Source organism: Rhodococcus sp. NPDC057529 (assembly GCF_042802055.1).
Classification (GTDB): domain Bacteria; phylum Actinomycetota; class Actinomycetes; order Mycobacteriales; family Mycobacteriaceae; genus Rhodococcus_F.
Map to the genome: position 1 here is coordinate 149,764 of NZ_JBHVEY010000009.1, position 15,668 is coordinate 165,431.

Genomic DNA, 15,668 nt, shown 5'->3' on the forward strand with positions numbered 1-15,668 from the left:
CTGCACAAAGGAACTCTAGCGGCGCGGCTGCTTGATTTATGTCCCGCCCGAGTCGACTGTTGCCTCTATGAGCAGCGACCTTCCGGCCCCGTTGGAGCTGGTACTCGACGAGTACACACGGCATCTCGGGCTCGAGCGCGGCCGATCGCCGCACACCGTGAAGGCGTACGTCGCGGACGCGAAGTCGCTGCTGCAACACTGGTTGTCGGCGTCACCGGACGCGCACCTCGGGGAGCTCGACATCCAGGTGCTGCGGTCGTGGCTGGCAGGCCAGTCCGCGGCCGGCGTCGCCCGGACGACACTCGCCAGGCGGACGTCGTCGGTGCGCAACTTCACAGCCTGGCTGCTGCGAACCCGGCGAATCGCCACAGACCCCGGCGCCCGGCTGGGTGCCGCGAAGGCTCACCGGGCGCTGCCCCCGGTGCTGCGGCAGTCGCAGGCGGCCGACGTGATGGACGCCGCCGAATCGGGCGCGCAGCAGAACGATCCGATCGCACTTCGCGACCGCCTCATCGTGGAACTGCTGTACGCGACCGGAATACGGGTGGGGGAGCTGTGCGGCCTCGACCTCGGATCGGTGGACCGCGAACGACAGCTCCTGCGCGTGATCGGCAAGGGAGACAAGGAGCGCTCGGTGCCGTACGGGAAACCGGCCGCCGCCGCCATCGACCTCTGGTTGCACGTCGGCAGACCCGCGGTCGCGACGGACGGTTCCGGGCAGGCGCTTCTCCTCGGCAAGCGGGGAAAGCGACTGGATCAGCGGCAGGCGCGCAGCGTCGTGCACGACGTGCTGTCCGCGGTCCCCGGCGCGCCGAACCTGAGCCCGCACGGCCTTCGCCACACGGCGGCCACGCACCTGCTCGAAGGCGGCGCCGACCTGCGCGTGGTGCAGGAACTGCTCGGGCACGCCAGCCTCGCGACCACCCAGCTCTACACCCACGTGTCCGTGGCGCGGCTCCGCGCGGTGCACGATCAGGCCCACCCGCGGGCCTGACCCGGTTTGGTAGCGTCGCGCCACGAATCTGCCGTTGTTGCTGCACTGTCCCGGGGGAAATAGTGGATCGCGAAGACTTGACTCGACCGCAGCCGTCCTGGCTGGACGACGGTGGCGGCGCCTCGGTGGGTCAACCCGCGGCCGATCCGTGGGGCCCGCCGTCCTTCGACGGTCCCGCCCCGGACCCGGGCCGGCATCAGGTGACCAGTCAGGATCTGGTGGCCGACGCGCTCCTCGCGCGGGCACGCAAGACTCCCACCCGCGGGTGGAGGCGCGGCCTGCACCGGCTCACCGGGGGATCGGTGAATCCGGGGGAGTCGGCGGGCGAGACGCGCGAGGCGGCGCTGCTCGACCGCATCCGGCAGCCGATCCAGGGGGACTATCGAATCGCATTCCTGTCGTTGAAAGGCGGCGTAGGCAAGACGACGACCACGATCGGGCTGGGATCGACGTTCGCGTCGCTGCGCGGCGACTGTGTGATCGCCGTCGACGCCAACCCCGACTTCGGGACACTCGCGCAACGCGTGCCGCTGCAGACGCATTCGACCGTCCGGGATCTGATCGCGGCGGAGCCGGACATCCGGCGCTACTCCGATGTGCGGGCGCACACGTCGCAGGCGCCGAGCCGCCTCGAGGTGCTCGCCAGCGAACAGGACCCGGCGATCTCCGAGGCCTTCAGCGAGGACGACTATCGGCGGGTCATCGGCATCCTGCAGGTGTACTACAACATCATCCTCACCGACTGCGGCACCGGCATCATGCACTCGGCGATGAACGGCGTGCTGCAACTCGCCAATGCGCTGGTGCTGGTGAGTTCGCCGGCCATCGACGGCGCGCGCAGTGCCGCCGCCACACTGGACTGGTTGCAGCATCACGGTTACGGGCACCTCGTCTCGCGGACGGTCGTGGTCATCAGCGCGGCGAGGCCCGGGTCGAGCACGATCGACATGACGGAACTGACCAATCACTTCCTGCTCCGCTGCAGGGCCGTGAAGGTGGTGCCGTTCGACGAACACCTCGCCGAGGGTTCGGTCGTGGATCTGGACCTGCTGCGTCCCGCGACGCGCAAGGCGTTCGTCGAACTCGCCGCGATGGTCGCGGACGACTTCCCCGAGTCGGCGGGCAGGCACGCCGTCGCCGAGTGGCGTTAGCCGCGACGATCTGTGCCGAGTGGCGCTAGCCGCGACGATGTGGGCCGAGTGGCGCTAGCCGCCGACGGGTTCGAGCCGTACGGGTGCCGCCCGGACGAGGCCGAGCGGGTCGAGGTAGTCGCGGTCGCGGCGCAGACCCCAGTGCAGGCAGGCGGCGACGGGGGCGATGCAGCCCGGGTGCCCGGGTTCGAGTGTGCCGAGGACGGTGCCGCGGCCGACGCGCAGCCCGGGCGTGACCCGGGCGGTCACCGGTTCGTACGTGGTGCGCAGACCTCCCGGGTGGTCGACGGAGACGACGGGTTTGCCCGCGACCGTGCCGGCGAACACCACCACGCCCGCGCCCGCGGACAGCACGGCCTCGTCGGGCACGCCTCCGAGATCCACGCCGCGATGGCCGGGAAGCCAGTCGTGCTCCGGGTTGTCGAACGCCCGCACCACCCGCGGCCGCGGGTGCAGAGGCCAGTCGAAGTCGCCGTCCGGCGCGGCTTCGGCGGGCGGGGCGAGGAGGACCGCGGCGGTGAGGAGGGTCGTGGCCGTGACCATCGCCGTCAGGACCCGCAGGATCGCCCCGAACTTCGTCATGGCTCGACGATCCCGCACGTCGGGGCAAATATCGGGCGGCGGGCGACAGTGTGGATGGATTTCGATTCGTCCACAGATTCCGCAGAACCCTTGCACGCGCGGCCGGGGTGTGGCAGGGGCGGTTAGGGCGTGGGGCGTGGAGGCCGTACACTGATCGAGCGGTCTGTGCTCGCACAGTCCGACTTCGCGCGTCCGCGCAGTGTAAGGATCGTCGGCTGGTCTCGCATTTCGGTGTGAGTCCGACGGTTCACGGGCGCCAGGGCGGAACGTCACCGACGTTCGGCATCAACCGGCAATGAAAGAGAGATACACAGCCATGGCTGTCGTAACAATGAAGCAGCTGCTGGACAGCGGCACGCACTTCGGTCACCAGACGCGTCGCTGGAACCCGAAGATGAAGCGGTTCATCTTCACCGACCGCAACGGCATCTACATCATCGACTTGCAGCAGACGCTGACGTACATCGACAAGGCGTACGAATTCGTCAAGGAGACCGTTGCCCACGGCGGCACCGTCCTCTTCGTCGGCACCAAGAAGCAGGCCCAGGAGTCCATCGCGGCCGAGGCCACTCGCGTCGGGATGCCCTACGTCAACCAGCGTTGGCTCGGTGGCATGCTCACCAACTTCACCACCGTCCACAAGCGTCTTCTCCGTCTCAAGGAGCTCGAGGCGATGGAGCAGACCGGTGGCTTCGAGGGTCGCACCAAGAAGGAAATCCTCATGCTCACGCGTGAGATGACCAAGCTGGACCGCACGCTCGGCGGTATCCGCGACATGGCCAAGGTTCCCTCCGCGGTGTGGGTCGTCGACACCAACAAGGAGCACCTGGCGGTCGCCGAGGCTCGCAAGCTGAACATCCCGGTCATCGCGATCCTGGACACCAACTGCGACCCCGACCTCGTCGACTACCCGATCCCGGGCAACGACGACGCCATCCGCAGCGCCGCCCTGCTCACCAAGGTCGTCGCTTCCGCGGTGGCCGAGGGCGTGCAGGCCCGTGCCGGACTGAGCTCCGACAAGGACGCGAAGCCCGAGGCCGGCGCCGGTGAACCCCTCGCCGAGTGGGAGCAGGAACTGCTCTCGCAGGCAGCGCCCGCAGCAGAGGCCGCTCCCGCAGCTGAGGCACAGGCGGCTCCGGCTGCCGAGGCCCCCGCAGCAGAGGCTCCCTCCACCGAGGCCTGATCCGATGCACACGGCCCTGACCAAGAGATCTTTGGTCAGGGCCGTTTCACGGTCTGCCCCGAGTACTACCCTGACTTACGTCCCAACAGACATATGAGGAGGCTCGCTCACCATGGCGAACTACACCGCCGCTGACGTCAAGCGGCTCCGCGAGCTCACCGGCTCCGGAATGATGGCCTGCAAGAACGCTCTCGCTGAGGCCGAGGGTGACTTCGACAAGGCTGTCGAGCAGCTGCGCATCAAGGGCGCCAAGGACGTGGGCAAGCGTGCCGAGCGCACCACGGCCGAGGGCCTGGTCGTTTCCAAGGACGGCGTCCTGCTCGAGCTCGACTGCGAGACGGACTTCGTCGCGAAGAACGAGGACTTCCTGGAGCTCGCCGAGTCGATCGTCACGGTCGCCGCCGCGGCGAAGCCGGCCGACGTCGACGCCCTCAAGGCGCTCGAGCTCGACGGCAAGACGGTCGACACCGTCATCCAGGAGCAGTCCGCGAAGATCGGTGAGAAGCTCGTCCTGAGCAAGATCGCCTCGTTCGACGGGCCGGTCGCGGTCTACCTGCACAAGCGCAGCGCCGACCTGCCGCCCGCCGTCGGCGTCCTCGTCGAGTACACCGGTGAGGGCGACGCCGCTGCGGAGGCCGCTCGCGGCGCCGCCATGCAGGTCGCGGCTCTCAAGGCCAAGTACGTCACGCGTGACGAGGTCCCCGAGGACATCGTCGCCAACGAGCGTCACATCGCCGAGGAGACCGCGCGCGCCGAGGGCAAGCCGGAGCAGGCTCTGCCGAAGATCATCGAAGGCCGCGTCAACGGCTACTTCAAGGACGTCGTGCTGACCGAGCAGTCCTCGGTCCAGGACTCCAAGAAGTCCGTCAAGGCGATCCTCGACGAGGCAGGCGTCACCATCAAGCGCTTCGTTCGCTTCGAGGTCGGTGCTTCGTAGCCGCTCGTGTGAGTCGTATGGCCCCGTCGGACGAGTGCGCTCGCCCGGCGGGGCCTACGTATACCGCCACCGTCCTGATGAGGCAGGATGAGGATGGCCGTCTGAATGGGCCGGGTAGCCGCGTGGGTGCGCTCGGCCGCTGTCGAAATCGACGAGTGCTGTGGAACTGAGGAGAGCAATGTCCGAACCAGCCAACGAACGTACGGGATTCCATCGAGTCCTTCTCAAACTCGGCGGAGAAATGTTCGGTGGTGGCAAGGTCGGTCTCGACCCCGACGTGGTGACCAAGGTCGCCGAGCAGATCGCCGAGGTCGTGCGATCCGGGGTGCAGGTGGCGGTGGTCATCGGCGGCGGCAACTTCTTCCGTGGCGCGGAACTGCAGCAGCGAGGTCTGGACCGCGCGCGTTCCGACTACATGGGCATGCTCGGCACCGTCATGAATTGCCTTGCTCTGCAGGACTTCCTGGAGAAGGAGGGCATCGACAGCCGGGTGCAGACGGCGATCACCATGGGCCAGGTGGCGGAACCGTACATTCCGCTGCGCGCCCAGCGTCACCTCGAGAAGGGGCGCGTCGTGATCTTCGGCGCCGGCATGGGCATGCCGTACTTCTCGACCGACACGACCGCGGCGCAGCGGGCCCTCGAGATCGGCGCCGAGGTGGTGCTGATGGCCAAGGCCGTCGACGGCGTGTTCACCGCGGACCCGAATCTCGACCCGAACGCCACGATGTACACGCAGATCACGCACCGTGAGGTCATCGAGCAGGAGCTGAAGGTGGCCGACGCGACGGCCTTCAGCCTGTGTATGGACAACCAGATGCCGATCATGGTGTTCAATCTGCTGACCGAGGGGAATATCGCTCGGGCGGTGTCCGGTGAGAAGATCGGAACGCTCGTCAAGTCATGACGCGCGTGCCACGCTCGACACAGGGTTTTCTCGAAACAGAGGCAGTGACGAATCGATGCAGAACGACATGGAGGAACAGCCGTGATTGATGAAGCTCTCTTCGAAGCCGAGGAGAAGATGGAGAAGGCTGTCACGGTGGCCAAGGACGATCTCGGATCGATCCGCACGGGCCGTGCGAATCCTGGCATGTTCAACCGCATCGGCATCGACTACTACGGCGCGTTCACGCCGATCACGCAGCTCGCCAGCATCAATGTGCCGGAGGCGCGACTCGTCGTCGTCAAGCCGTACGAGGCCTCGCAACTGAACGCCATCGAGACGGCGATCCGGAACTCCGATCTGGGCGTGAACCCGTCGAACGACGGAAACCTGATCCGCATCTCCGTTCCCCAGCTCACCGAGGAACGTCGCCGCGAACTGGTCAAGCAGGCCAAGTCCAAGGGCGAGGACGCGAAGGTGTCCGTGCGGAACGTGCGCCGCAAGGCGATGGACGAGCTGTCCCGGATCCAGAAGGACGGCGAGGCCGGCGAGGACGAGGTGGGGCGGGCCGAGAAGGAACTCGACAAGACGACCGCCCGGTACGTCGCGCAGGTCGACGAACTGGTGAAGCACAAGGAAGCCGAGTTACTGGAAGTTTAGTCACGAGACGAGGAGTGGATCGGGGACAGTGACCGTGCCAGCAGAACACGGAACCCCAGGGGGACCCATCTCCGAGGGCGATTCCTCGGAGCCGGTCTCCGAGGGGAAGCCCGCGCCGGAACCGGCCGCGGCCGCGAAGTCCAAGGCCGGGCGCAACCTCCCCGCGGCGATCGGCGTCGGCGTCGGGCTCGGCGTCGCGCTCATCCTGATCCTCGTCTACGTGCCCCTCGTGTGGATCGGGGTGGTCGCGGTCGCGATGGCCGTGGCCACGTGGGAGGTCACGAAGCGGCTCCGCGAGGCAGGCATCAGCGCCCCCCGGATCCCGCTGATCGCCGGGGGTCAGGCGATCCTGTGGCTCGGGTGGCCGTTCGGCCCGGTCGGTGTGCTCAGCGCCTTCGCGGGCACGGTGCTGGTGTGCATGGTCTGGCGCCTGTTCGACCACGGGTTGAAGGCGACACCGCAGAACTTCCTCCGGGACACGGCGATCACCGTGTTCGTGGCCTCCTGGATTCCGTTGCTGGCGTCGTTCGCGGTGCTGATGGTGCTGCAGGACGACGGCGCCGGGCGGGTGCTGTGCCTGATGATCGGCGTGGTCTGCTCCGATGTCGGCGGTTATGCGGCGGGCGTGCTGTTCGGCAAGCATCCGATGGTGCCGGCGATCAGTCCCAAGAAGTCGTGGGAGGGATTCTTCGGCTCGCTGCTGTTCTGCGTGATCGGAAGCCTGCTGACGGTCACGCTGATCCTCGACGAGAACTCGATGATCGGTGTGCTCCTCGGCGTCGTCCTGGTGGTGACCGCCACGCTCGGCGATCTCATCGAATCCCAGGTCAAGCGCGAGCTGCGCATCAAGGACATGGGCACTCTGCTCCCCGGGCACGGCGGGATCATGGACCGTCTCGATTCCCTGCTGCCGTCGGCGTTCGTGACGTGGCTGGTGCTCACGGTCCTCGTGTGACCGCGCTGCCGTGACCATCCCCAGCCCGAACATCTGGCACTGGCCCGAGTGGTACGAGGTGGAGAATCGTGCCCAGGACGTGGACGGGGCGATCTTCCGGCACCTGCGCGGTGCCGTCGGCTGGACGGGCGGCGTCGTCGCCGACGTGGGCTGCGGCTCCGGTTTCCATCTGCCGGTCTTCGCGGAGTCCGCGGCGTCGGTGTTCGGCATCGAACCGCATCCGCCGCTTCGGGAACGGGCCCGCGCCCGGGTGGGGCACCTGCCGAACGTCCGGGTGCTCGACGGTTCCGCGGAGGGCATACCCCTCGGCGATGCGTCCGTCGATGTCGTGCACGCGCGGACCGCGTATTTCTTCGGACCGGGTTGCGGCCGCGGAATCCGCGAGGCGATGCGGGTATTGCGCCCGGGCGGCGCGCTGGTGGTGGTCGATCTCGACGCGACGGCCCATCCGTACGGCGAGTGGATGCGCGCCGACCTGCCGCAGTACCACCCGGCGACCGTGGAGTCGTTCTTCACGGCCCAGGGGTTCGATCTGGTGCGCGTGGAGACCCGATGGCGCTTCCCGAACCGGGAAGCGCTGCGCGCCGTTCTCGGCATCGAGTTCACGAAGAAGACGGCGTCGACGGCGTTCGCGCAGACACCCGGCGTGACTCTCGACGTGCGCTACCGCGTGCACGTCCGCCGAAAGCCCGCCGGGCTGGAGTTGCTCTGACCGGTGTCGTTACCGCGGTGCGATGTGGAAGAGCTTCGCGAGCGCGTTGATCTTCTTGGCCTTCGCCAGCTTGGGGAGGTCGCTGCCGTCCCGCACCCCGGATCCGTCCTCGCCGAGGTCGGCGATCACGTCGCGCGCCCATTCGGCCTCGGCCGGCGACGGGCTCAGCGCGTCGTTGACCGGCGCCGTCTGCGCGATGGTCATGCACAGCTTCCCGGTCATGCCCATCGACAGGGTGAGTGCCGACGCGCGGACCAGCGCGTCGATGTCGGTGCCGAGGGTGGGGCCGTCGATCGGCGGTGCGATCCGGGCGGCCCGGCTGGCGACCGTCAGCCGGGATCGGGGGTAGGCCATCGCCAGCGGTGAGTCGTCCATGCCGGTGTCGCGACGGAAGTCGCCGCTGCCGAACGCCAGGCGGAACGTGGCCTCCGTCCGGGCGATCTCGGGTGCCGCCTCGAGCCCCATCGCGGATTCGACCAGGGCGAGCACCTTCGTGCCCTCGGGGAGCCGCTCGGCTGTCGCGTCGACCTGCATACCGCTCTCGGTCTTGGCGAGCATGACGCCCTCGAGTCCGGGCACCCCGTTCAGCGCTGCCAGGTCGTCCGCCCAGTAGGGGGTGGTGGCGTCGTTGATCCGCACCCACGCGCGGCGGGTCTCGCCGAGCCAGGCGACCACGTCGGCCCGGGCCCGCGGTTTGCGGTCGGGAGTGACGGCGTCCTCGAGGTCGAGGATCACCGCGTCCGCGGCGCTGGTGTGCGCCGCCTCGAATCCTTCGGGTGTGCCGGCGGGAACCAGCAGCCAGGATCGTGCTTGTTCAGCCGCGATGCGCGGTGCCACAGTCGTCTCCATGTCGGCCTTCACAGTCGTGCCGTTCCGGTGATATCCACGACAGTAATTCTGCTCGCAGGGCGGGGCGCAATCCACTTGCGTAACTATTGTTCAGTTAGAAATTACTGTTCAGGCGCCGCTGCCGGTTCGCCGCCCGCCGGATCTGGATGATGCGGACACCGCCCGCAAGGGCCATGATCACCGCGCCCGCGATCGCCGCGAACAGCAGGGTGACGCCCAGCGGGAGCGTGAATTCCCAGGCGAACAGTTCGAGGGTCACACTGTCGAGGTTCTGCAGGATGAACACGAGAAGCAGTACCAGAACGATGATTCCGATCACCAGGCCGGTCCAGGTGGCCCCCACCCGGGTGTGCTTGATGCCCTTGCGGCGGGCGACGTCGGGATGCTCGGTGCCCGCCGGTGGCGTGTCGGGGTGTGCCGGGTCCGGTGGCGCCGGTCCGGTGCCGGGACCACGACCGGCCGGGACGTCCGGTGGGAAGTTCGAGGGGTCGTCCGGTGTTGTCGACATGAGTTGATCTTCACCCACCTGGGCGGGTTCCGCATGCGCATCGGGCGGCGAAACAACGTCGATCAGGCATCCGCACGACAACGACCCCCGAATCAATGGGACAATGGAGAAACTATGGCTGTCTCGCTTCCCCTCGTTTTCACCGCGCCCCGGCGTGGGATGCCCCCCAAGCATCTCGCGGACCTCGACTCCACCGAGCGGCGGGAGGCCGTCAAGGAGCTGGGTCTGCCCGGGTTCCGCGCCGACCAGCTGGCCCGGCAGTACTACGCGCGGCTCGAGGCGGATCCGGAGAAGATGACCGACCTTCCCGCCGCTGTGCGCGAGCAGGTGGGCGCGGCGCTGTTCCCGACGCTGCTCACCGCCGTCAAGCACCTGGCCTGCGACGGCGGCGACACCCGCAAGACGCTCTGGAAGGCGAACGACGGGACGCTGCTCGAAAGCGTCCTCATGCGCTACCCCGACCGCGCGACGCTGTGCATCTCCAGTCAGGCCGGGTGCGGGATGGCGTGCCCGTTCTGCGCGACGGGGCAGGGCGGGCTGCAACGCAACCTGTCGACCGCCGAGATCGTCGACCAGGTGCGTGCCGCGGCCGCCGCCCTGCGCGACGGTGACGTCCACGGCGGTCCGGGCCGGCTGTCGAATGTCGTGTTCATGGGCATGGGGGAGCCGCTCGCCAACTACAAGCGCGTGGTCGCGGCCGTCCGCCGCATCACCTCGCCCGCCCCCGACGGCCTCGGGTTGTCGCAACGCTCGGTGACGGTGTCGACCGTGGGATTGGCGCCCGCCATCCGCAAGCTCGCGGACGAGGATCTCAGCGTGACGCTTGCCGTGTCGCTGCACACCCCGGACGACGAACTGCGCGACACCCTGGTCCCCGTGAACAACCGCTGGTCGGTGGCGGAGGTCCTGGACGCCGCCCGCTACTACGCGGACAAGTCCGGCCGCCGGGTCTCCATCGAGTACGCGCTGATTCGGGACGTGAACGATCAGCCGTGGCGCGCCGACATGCTGGGCAAGAAACTGCGCAAGGCGCTCGGTCCGCTGGTGCACGTGAATCTGATCCCGCTGAACCCCACCCCGGGCAGTGAGTGGGACGCGAGCCCGAAGCCGGTGGAGAAGGAATTCGTCCGGCGCGTGCTGGCGCAGGGTGTGTCCTGCACGGTGCGGGACACCCGCGGCCAGGAGATCGCCGCCGCCTGCGGCCAGCTCGCCGCCGAGAACTGAGTATTTCGTCACGCGGGCCGATACGACGAAACCCCTCGTTCCCGAGTGATCGGGGCGAGGGGTTTCGTTCGTGGTCCGGTGCTACCGGGGCTTGCGCCGCAGGACGATGTCGCGGACGAGGATGAGGACCATGATGGCCGCGCACGCGATCAGCCACAGGTCCTCGACCAGGCCGGTGTGGTTGCCGATGATCATGAGCAGCAGGAACACGGCGAAGAACCATCCGAAGAACCGGAACGTCTTCGGCGCCTCACCGCTCCAGCCCCATGCCGCCGACGGGACCTCCGCGGTGTCGATGTGTGCGGCCACGATGGGGTCGCTGGACGAGGGCTCCAACTGGGTACCGGCCACGATCGATCCTCCTGCAGATTCGGTTGCGCTACTCGACATATCGTGACATACGACTGTCCGTCGTATGTAGTGGGGCCATCCGTGGCGGGTGGTCCGCATTTCATCAGGAACAATGGGTGGGTGGATGAAAACAGGCCCACTCGCGTCCTGCTGCTCGGCAGCACAGGTTCGATCGGCACCCAGGCGTTGGAGGTGGTGGCCGCCAACCCGGACAAGTTCACGGTGGTGGGGCTCGCGGCCGGCGGCGGAAACGTCGACCTGCTGGCCCGGCAGATTCGCGAGACGGGTGTGTCGTCCGTCGCCGTCGCGGATCCGAGCGCGGCCGCAGCGCTGGATCTGCCCGGGGTGCTGAGCGGATCCGGCGCCGTCACCGAACTCGTGCGCACCACGGAAGCGGACGTCGTGCTCAACGCACTGGTCGGTTCGCTGGGTCTGGAGCCGACGCTGGCCGCGCTCGAGTCCGGGTCGCGGCTCGCCCTGGCCAACAAGGAGTCGCTCGTCGCAGGCGGGCCCCTCGTGACGGCGGCCGCGGCGCCGGGACAGATCGTGCCGGTCGACTCCGAGCACTCGGCGCTGGCGCAGTGCCTGCGCGGGGGCAGCGCCGGCGAGGTGGACCGCCTGGTCCTCACCGCCTCGGGTGGGCCGTTCCGCGGCTGGACGGCCGATCGACTGGAATCGGTGACACCCGAGCAGGCCGGCGCCCACCCCACGTGGTCGATGGGGCCGATGAACACGCTGAACTCGGCGACTCTCGTCAACAAGGGGCTCGAACTGATCGAGACGCACCTGCTGTTCGGCGTCGACTACGACCGTATCGACGTCACTGTGCACCCGCAGTCCATCGTGCACTCGATGGTCACGTTCACCGACGGCTCGACGCTCGCGCAGGCCAGCCCACCGGACATGAAGCTCCCGATCGCGCTGGCCCTCGGCTGGCCGCACCGGGTCGCGGGCGCCGCCGCGGCCTGTGACTTCAGCACCGCGTCCACCTGGGATTTCGAGCCACTCGACTCGCAGGTGTTCCCCGCGGTCGACCTCGCGCGCGAGGCGGGCAAGGGTGGGGGATGCCTCACCGCCGTCTACAACGCTGCGAACGAGGTCGCCGCTCAGGCATTCTTGGACGGGATCATCCGGTTCCCGCGCATCGTCCGCACCGTCGCGTCCGTGCTGTCCGAGGCGGACGAGTGGTCGGCGCCACCGGCTACCGTGGAAGACGTACTGGCCGCCGACGGCTGGGCACGTGACCGAGCACGTCAGCTCGTGAAGCAGGAAGGCTAGAACTGCATGGTGTTCGCAGTGGGCGTTGTTCTCTTCGCCCTCGGGATCGCGTTGTCGATCGCACTTCACGAAGCGGGGCACATGTGGGTGGCGCAGGCCACCGGCATGAAGGTCCGCCGGTACTTCATCGGTTTCGGACCCAAGATCTTCTCCTTCCGCCGCGGTGAGACCGAGTACGGCCTCAAGGCGCTCCCGCTCGGCGGGTTCTGCGACATCGCCGGAATGACGGCGCTGGACGAACTCGAACCGGACGAAGAAGACCGGGCCATGTACAAGAAGCCCACCTGGAAGCGCCTCGCGGTGATGTCCGGCGGCATCGGCATGAACTTCGTCCTCGGGCTCGTGCTGGTGTACGTCCTCGCCGTCGGCTGGGGGCTGCCCGATCTGAACCGGTCCACCGACGCGGTCGTCGGGTCGGTCGGGTGCGCGGCGCCGACCCAGGGGCCCGGCCCCGACTTCGCCCTGTCCGAGTGCACCGGCCCGGGCCCCGCCGAGCAGGCGGGCATCAGGACCGGCGACGTCATCACCGCGGTCGACGGCAAGGACACGCCCACGTTCGCCGACGTGGCCGCCGCGACCCGTTCGCTGTCCGGTCCGGTCGACTTCACGGTCGAGCGGGACGGCGAGGAACAGACGATCGTCGTCCCGGTCCAGCAGGTGCAGCGCTGGGTCCAGGAGAAGGGCGAGACCGAACCGCACGAGGCGACGGTCGGTGCGATCGGCATCGGCGCGACCCCGAGCGTCGTCGAGCACTCGGCCCTCTCCGCGGTTCCCGCGTCGTTCGAGTTCACCGGCGACATGTTCGTGATGACCGCCGAGCGGCTGGTGCAGATGCCGAGCAAGGCCGTCGACCTGTGGCACGCGGTGACCGGCGGCGAACGGGACCCGGAGACCCCGATCTCGGTGTACGGCGCGAGCGTCATCGGCGGTCAGATCGCCGAACAGGGAATCTGGGAAGCGTTCGTGCTGCTCTTGGCGAGCCTGAACTTCTTCCTCGGAATGTTCAACCTGCTGCCGTTGCTGCCGCTCGACGGCGGGCACATGGCGGTCACCGTCTACGAACGGGTCCGGGACTGGTTCCGCAGCAGGCGCGGACTTCCCGGCGGCGGACCCGTCGACTACATGAAGCTCCTGCCCGTCACCTATGTGGTGATCGTCATAGGCGGCGCATACATGCTCCTCACACTGACCGCGGACATCGTCAACCCGATCAAGCTCTTCCAGTGAACGCTAAACTCGGACTTGAAGCTACGAAAGAAGGCACCCACGTGACCAGCCCTGTCGGATTGGGTATGCCCGAAGGCCCGGCCGCCGTTCTCGCACCTCGCCGCAAGACTCGCCAGCTCCAGGTCGGATCTGTCGGTGTCGGCAGCGACTTCCCGGTTTCCGTGCAGTCGATGTGCACCACCAAGACCCACGACGTCAACGCCACGCTGCAGCAGATCGCCGAACTCACGGCATCCGGTTGCGACATCGTGCGCGTCGCCTGCCCGCGGCAGGAGGACGCCGACGCGCTCGCGACCATCGCGAAGAAGAGCCAGATCCCGGTCATCGCCGACATCCATTTCCAGCCGCGGTACATCTTCGCCGCGATCGAGGCCGGCTGCGCGGCCGTCCGCGTGAACCCCGGCAACATCAAGGAGTTCGACGGACGCGTCAAGGAGGTCGCGAAGGCGGCAGGAGACGCCGGCATCCCGATCCGCATCGGCGTCAACGCCGGATCCCTCGACCCGCGGCTGATGCAGAAGTACGGCAAGGCCACTCCGGAGGCGCTCGTCGAGTCCGCGCTGTGGGAGGCGGGACTGTTCGAGGAACACGGGTTCGGCGACATCAAGATCTCGGTGAAGCACAACGACCCGGTGATCATGGTCGAGGCCTACCGGCAGCTGGCGGCGCAGTGCGACTACCCGCTGCACCTGGGTGTGACCGAGGCCGGTCCCGCGTTCCAGGGCACGATCAAGTCGGCGGTGGCGTTCGGCGCACTGCTGGCCGACGGCATCGGCGACACCATCCGGGTGTCGCTGTCCGCCCCGCCCGCCGAGGAGATCAAGGTCGGCACGCAGATCCTGCAGTCGCTGAACCTGCGGCCCCGGAAGCTCGAGATCGTGTCCTGCCCGTCGTGCGGGCGCGCCCAGGTCGACGTGTACACGTTGGCAGACGAGGTGACCGCCGGACTCGAGGGCATGGAGATCCCGCTGCGCGTGGCCGTCATGGGGTGCGTCGTCAACGGTCCGGGTGAGGCCCGCGAGGCCGATCTGGGTGTCGCATCCGGCAACGGCAAGGGCCAGATCTTCGTCAAGGGCAAGGTCATCAAGACGGTGCCGGAAGCGCAGATCGTCGAAACGTTGATCGAGGAAGCGATGCGGATCGCCGAGGAGATGGAGGGCGATGCGACGTCCGGATCTCCCGTGGTGACGGTCAGCTGACACGGCGCCCGCAGCGGCCGACGAAACGTCTCCCGTTTCCGGCGAGTTCGTGGCAATCTGGTGGGCAGGTCCACTAGCTGACAAGGTTGGGTAGATGCTCAAGCTCCTCGGTGCCAAACAGTTGAGCAGTCGGGACGCAGCACACGTGCTCCGCGTTCTCGACGCCGATCCTGTCGCCGCCTGCATGGTTGCCGCTCGCGTCGAAGAGGGCGGTATCGATCCCCGGATGATCCACGGGGAGTTGTGGAGTCGGGGCGGGCCGCTCGAATCGTTGTGCTTCTCGGGCGCGAATTTCGTGCCGCTGCGGGGCAGCATCGACGACATGCGGGCGTTCGCCGACCGCGCCTGTCGCACGCCGCGCATGTGCTCGTCGCTGGTCGGGCGGGCCGAGTTGACGTTGCCGCTGTGGGAGATGCTCGAGCTGGATTGGGGGCCTGCCCGCGAGGTCCGGCCCGACCAGCCGCTGCTGGCGTTGGCGAGTACCCCGCAGTGCCGACCGGATCCGTTGGTCCGGCAGGTGCGGATGCACGAACTCGAGCAGTACCTGCCTGCCGCCGTCGCGATGTTCATCGAGGAGGTCGGCATCGATCCCCGGGCCAACGACGGCGGTCGAGGGTACCGGCGCCGCGTCGCCAATCTCATCGCCGCCGGCCGGGCGTGGGCGCGATTCGAGGACGATCAGGTGGTGTTCAAGGCCGAGGTCGGTTCGGTGTCCGCGCGGGTCGGGCAGATCCAGGGCGTCTGGGTGCACCCGATGTACCGCGGACACGGGTTCGGTGCGGCGGGCACCGCGACGGTCGCGGAGGCCGTCATCGCGGAGGGCCGCATCGCCAGTCTCTACGTCAACAGCTTCAACACGGTCGCCCGCAGCGCGTACGCACGCATCGGCTTCCGGCAGGTCGCGACGTTCGCCACAATTCTGCTGGACTGACGCGCTGGCCCGCCTACCGTGTCGGCGGTGCCCGCCGACAT

17 protein-coding genes are annotated in these 15,668 nt (G+C 68.1%); 13 read left to right on the plus strand and 4 right to left on the minus strand.

The window, feature by feature from the left end:
• Nucleotides 1-67: 67 nt before the first annotated feature.
• Both ACFU5V_RS19445 and ACFU5V_RS19450 read left to right on the plus strand, forming a co-directional pair.
• Complete coding sequence (locus ACFU5V_RS19445; protein WP_378431403.1) at nt 68-994, plus strand: tyrosine recombinase XerC; 927 nt, start codon at nt 68-70, stop codon at nt 992-994.
• Between the two features lie 125 nt (nt 995-1,119).
• Nucleotides 1,120-2,145, plus strand: a complete 1,026-nt coding sequence (locus ACFU5V_RS19450; RefSeq protein WP_378701513.1) for a MinD/ParA family protein — start codon at nt 1,120-1,122, stop codon at nt 2,143-2,145.
• A gap of 54 nt (nt 2,146-2,199) precedes the next feature.
• On the opposite strand, the gene ACFU5V_RS19455 is transcribed toward ACFU5V_RS19450, so the two are convergent.
• Nucleotides 2,200-2,727 (minus strand): M23 family metallopeptidase, encoded by a 528-nt coding sequence (locus tag ACFU5V_RS19455; RefSeq protein WP_378701286.1) that lies wholly within the window; start codon nt 2,725-2,727, stop codon nt 2,200-2,202.
• 316 nt (nt 2,728-3,043) lie between these two features.
• On the opposite strand from ACFU5V_RS19455, the gene rpsB reads away from it, so the two are divergent.
• From rpsB to ACFU5V_RS19485, 6 genes are all read left to right on the plus strand, one after another.
• Nucleotides 3,044-3,910 (plus strand): 30S ribosomal protein S2, encoded by an 867-nt coding sequence (gene rpsB / locus ACFU5V_RS19460; RefSeq protein WP_015890299.1) that lies wholly within the window; start codon nt 3,044-3,046, stop codon nt 3,908-3,910.
• Nucleotides 3,911-4,022: 112 nt separating this feature from the next.
• Entirely contained in the window at nt 4,023-4,847 is an 825-nt protein-coding gene (tsf, locus tag ACFU5V_RS19465) for a translation elongation factor Ts (RefSeq protein ID WP_378701288.1), read from the plus strand.
• A 178-nt stretch (nt 4,848-5,025) separates the two neighbouring features.
• Nucleotides 5,026-5,754, plus strand: coding sequence for a UMP kinase (gene pyrH / locus ACFU5V_RS19470; RefSeq protein ID WP_015890300.1), 729 nt, complete (start codon nt 5,026-5,028; stop codon nt 5,752-5,754).
• An 81-nt stretch (nt 5,755-5,835) separates the two neighbouring features.
• Nucleotides 5,836-6,393, plus strand: coding sequence for a ribosome recycling factor (gene frr / locus ACFU5V_RS19475; RefSeq protein WP_015890301.1), 558 nt, complete (start codon nt 5,836-5,838; stop codon nt 6,391-6,393).
• Nucleotides 6,394-6,421: 28 nt separating this feature from the next.
• Entirely contained in the window at nt 6,422-7,348 is a 927-nt protein-coding gene (locus tag ACFU5V_RS19480; protein ID WP_378431401.1) for a phosphatidate cytidylyltransferase, read from the plus strand.
• A gap of 10 nt (nt 7,349-7,358) precedes the next feature.
• The gene (locus tag ACFU5V_RS19485; protein ID WP_378701291.1) at nt 7,359-8,060 is read left to right on the plus strand and encodes a class I SAM-dependent methyltransferase; all 702 of its coding nucleotides are present in this window, start codon (nt 7,359-7,361) and stop codon (nt 8,058-8,060) included.
• 9 nt (nt 8,061-8,069) lie between these two features.
• Here the strand turns inward: ACFU5V_RS19485 and ACFU5V_RS19490 are convergent, their stop codons facing one another.
• Both ACFU5V_RS19490 and ACFU5V_RS19495 read right to left on the minus strand, forming a co-directional pair.
• Nucleotides 8,070-8,921, minus strand: a complete 852-nt coding sequence (locus ACFU5V_RS19490; RefSeq protein ID WP_378431399.1) for an HpcH/HpaI aldolase/citrate lyase family protein — start codon at nt 8,919-8,921, stop codon at nt 8,070-8,072.
• An 82-nt stretch (nt 8,922-9,003) separates the two neighbouring features.
• Nucleotides 9,004-9,417: a lipopolysaccharide assembly LapA domain-containing protein gene (locus ACFU5V_RS19495; protein ID WP_378431398.1), complete on the minus strand. Its 414-nt coding sequence runs from the start codon at nt 9,415-9,417 to the stop codon at nt 9,004-9,006.
• 114 nt (nt 9,418-9,531) lie between these two features.
• Here ACFU5V_RS19495 and rlmN point away from each other — a divergent pair, with 114 nt between their 5' ends.
• Nucleotides 9,532-10,641: a 23S rRNA (adenine(2503)-C(2))-methyltransferase RlmN gene (gene rlmN / locus ACFU5V_RS19500; RefSeq protein WP_015890306.1), complete on the plus strand. Its 1,110-nt coding sequence runs from the start codon at nt 9,532-9,534 to the stop codon at nt 10,639-10,641.
• 81 nt (nt 10,642-10,722) lie between these two features.
• On the opposite strand, the gene ACFU5V_RS19505 is transcribed toward rlmN, so the two are convergent.
• Complete coding sequence (locus ACFU5V_RS19505; RefSeq protein ID WP_378431397.1) at nt 10,723-10,992, minus strand: DUF2631 domain-containing protein; 270 nt, start codon at nt 10,990-10,992, stop codon at nt 10,723-10,725.
• Nucleotides 10,993-11,112: 120 nt separating this feature from the next.
• Here ACFU5V_RS19505 and dxr point away from each other — a divergent pair, with 120 nt between their 5' ends.
• The 4 genes from dxr to ACFU5V_RS19525 all read left to right on the plus strand — a co-directional run bounded on the left by dxr (nt 11,113) and on the right by ACFU5V_RS19525 (nt 15,627).
• Nucleotides 11,113-12,270, plus strand: a complete 1,158-nt coding sequence (gene dxr, locus ACFU5V_RS19510; protein ID WP_378701293.1) for a 1-deoxy-D-xylulose-5-phosphate reductoisomerase — start codon at nt 11,113-11,115, stop codon at nt 12,268-12,270.
• Between the two features lie 6 nt (nt 12,271-12,276).
• Nucleotides 12,277-13,497 (plus strand): M50 family metallopeptidase, encoded by a 1,221-nt coding sequence (locus ACFU5V_RS19515; protein WP_378701295.1) that lies wholly within the window; start codon nt 12,277-12,279, stop codon nt 13,495-13,497.
• 41 nt (nt 13,498-13,538) lie between these two features.
• Nucleotides 13,539-14,696, plus strand: a complete 1,158-nt coding sequence (gene ispG / locus ACFU5V_RS19520; protein ID WP_072937829.1) for a flavodoxin-dependent (E)-4-hydroxy-3-methylbut-2-enyl-diphosphate synthase — start codon at nt 13,539-13,541, stop codon at nt 14,694-14,696.
• Nucleotides 14,697-14,790: 94 nt separating this feature from the next.
• A complete protein-coding gene (locus ACFU5V_RS19525; protein WP_015890310.1) occupies nt 14,791-15,627 on the plus strand; it encodes a GNAT family N-acetyltransferase in 837 nt (278 codons plus the stop codon).
• Nucleotides 15,628-15,668: the final 41 nt, after the last annotated feature.

What these genes read in the sequence shown, in the direction of transcription:
- tsf (WP_378701288.1), top strand. Translation starts at nt 4,023, where the DNA reads ATGGCGAACTACACCGCCGCTGACGTCAAGCGGCTCCGCGAGCTCACC.
- ACFU5V_RS19445 (WP_378431403.1), top strand. Translation starts at nt 68, where the DNA reads ATGAGCAGCGACCTTCCGGCCCCGTTGGAGCTGGTACTCGACGAGTAC.
- ACFU5V_RS19525 (WP_015890310.1), top strand. Translation starts at nt 14,791, where the DNA reads ATGCTCAAGCTCCTCGGTGCCAAACAGTTGAGCAGTCGGGACGCAGCA.
- ACFU5V_RS19495 (WP_378431398.1), bottom strand. Translation starts at nt 9,417, where the DNA reads ATGTCGACAACACCGGACGACCCCTCGAACTTCCCACCGGACGTCCCG.
- ACFU5V_RS19455 (WP_378701286.1), bottom strand. Translation starts at nt 2,727, where the DNA reads ATGACGAAGTTCGGGGCGATCCTGCGGGTCCTGACGGCGATGGTCACG.
- pyrH (WP_015890300.1), top strand. Translation starts at nt 5,026, where the DNA reads ATGTCCGAACCAGCCAACGAACGTACGGGATTCCATCGAGTCCTTCTC.
- rpsB (WP_015890299.1), top strand. Translation starts at nt 3,044, where the DNA reads ATGGCTGTCGTAACAATGAAGCAGCTGCTGGACAGCGGCACGCACTTC.
- ACFU5V_RS19515 (WP_378701295.1), top strand. Translation starts at nt 12,277, where the DNA reads ATGGTGTTCGCAGTGGGCGTTGTTCTCTTCGCCCTCGGGATCGCGTTG.
- rlmN (WP_015890306.1), top strand. Translation starts at nt 9,532, where the DNA reads ATGGCTGTCTCGCTTCCCCTCGTTTTCACCGCGCCCCGGCGTGGGATG.